This window comes from Bradyrhizobium sp. F1.13.3, assembly GCF_040548265.1.
Classification (GTDB): Bacteria; Pseudomonadota; Alphaproteobacteria; order Rhizobiales; family Xanthobacteraceae; genus Bradyrhizobium.
In genome coordinates this window covers 1-1,762 of sequence record NZ_JBEPRI010000066.1, presented here as the reverse complement: position 1 = coordinate 1,762, position 1,762 = coordinate 1, and the positions used below count along the sequence as shown (strand labels likewise).

The following is a 1,762-nucleotide window of genomic DNA, read 5'->3' as shown; positions in this document are numbered from 1 at the left end:
TTGCGTAAAATGCGTCAGGGCCAGCGCTTCAAAGCGCGGCTCAACGAAAGGCCCAGCGGCCAAATCCATTGCAGCCAACTTTTGCAACAAAATCGACCCGTTGCGGACATCGCGTTGATATTCAGATACTCCCCATTAACGCTAGTTCATTTGGTCCTTTTCGAGTCCGCCCGCTTCTAACCATATTCAGCCGATGATCTTCAGACCCAGTTTCGAGGACATCCGCGAATGCGATACCTGCCGCTTTGGTTGTTTGTTGTTGGCATATGCGCAGCTAATCCACTCATAGCGGAGGCGCAGCCCAGCTGTACTAGCCTGCCGCTCTCGCATCCGCCGACCTCGATCACTCCCCTGCTGCGAGACAACAGGGATGCGGGCTATTTCAACGAGATAGTACCGACAGGCCAAGCTGCCGAGTTACATCTCATCGGTTCATACTCCGGCTCCGGCCGCATCGTTATCGGACCAACCGATGAGCCGGTGGTGCTTGCCCTTAGTTCCTTCAAGCCCAGTCTGTGGCGCATCGAGTTGCAGTCGGGTGCAAGGTTGCAAAAAATCATCCTCTTCGGACGTGACGAGCAGCGCGTCAGCGGCGCGCCCGCTGATGTAGATATCGTCAACCGCTCATCATGTCCCGTATCGGCTTATAAGTGGGAGGGGGCTGGCGAAAACGTGCGCTACATGGACGGTCACTACCGCGACTTTCTAGCTGCGGCGCAGCAGGAGTCTGGTTTGGCCGAAACGAGTTTTCAGGGCAGCTATGACGCTGGTACATACTTTTCGATCCCGCCCTCTCGCATCCACTACATGCGCGATCCAGCACCGATCCTGCATCCCGCTGAGGTCCGCGTCTTGCTCTCGGCCACGCCGGCAGAAGCCATCGCGCGTTACGAGGCCGCGATGGATCGAGCGCCTGCCGAATTCCGGCCGACCATGAAAATTCTGATCGATTTGATGAAGGACCACAAACTTCCAACGCTGTTTCCAAATGGAGGGCGCGGTCCCGATCCGAGGGCGCCGATAGGCCCCCGCTATTTATTCAACCCGGAAGCTGCAGTAGGCACGGTCGATAGCGGTAGCGATTGTAAGGGCTTTTACTTCGCCGGCCACGCCGACGGCGGTAATCTGAAATGCGCCTTCGGCAATCAGTTCTTCGTGCTCGGCAAGGCCAACAACGTATTAGATGACTCCTGGGGAGATGACATCGTCAACCCGGGCAGTGGTGACCATGTTCTGCATCTGGGGTGGGGCAATGATATCGTGGTGCTGCAAGAGGGTTGGGGCGACGATATCATCACCAAGACTTGTACCCAATCAGTTCTTCCTACGAACGATCGCAACCGCCTGAATTGGGCGTCTCAATTTAGCAACTTCATCGTGTTTGGCCCCGGCATTCGACCCTCAGACGTGCATTGGGAAATGAAAAGCACCCTAGTGCACGAGCCGTCCAAAAGCCGCCTGACCATCGATGATCAGTGCTTTAATTTCGTGTTCGCAGAGGCGGGCGAGTTGCGGCCATATCAACAGCCGCGGAAGCCAGCAGCGATGTCAAACGAGCGTCGATCCCCGACGTCAGACGCGCCGAGCGGCGGTGCTCGATGAGGCGTCATCATTCCTCGCGCGCAAGGCATAAGTGATGACGCGAGCAAAGGCGGCATGTCCGGTTATGGCCGATTTTGTTGCAAAAGTCGGTTGAGACAAGTCACGAACCGTGATTCCGTTGTGTTGACGCGAATCTCGGCGAGGTCGATCCATGATGGGC

The 1,762-nt window shown here is 56.6% G+C and carries 1 protein-coding gene; it reads left to right on the top strand.

Annotation, left to right across the window (positions count from 1 at the left end; genetic code table 11):
* Positions 1-228: 228 nt before the first annotated feature.
* A complete protein-coding gene (locus ABIB66_RS43465; protein ID WP_354260118.1) occupies positions 229-1,602 on the top strand; it encodes a hypothetical protein in 1,374 nt (457 codons plus the stop codon).
* Positions 1,603-1,762: the final 160 nt, after the last annotated feature.

Excerpts from the sequence above, each read along its gene's own strand:
- ABIB66_RS43465 (WP_354260118.1), top strand. The coding sequence starts at position 229 with ATGCGATACCTGCCGCTTTGGTTGTTTGTTGTTGGCATATGCGCAGCT.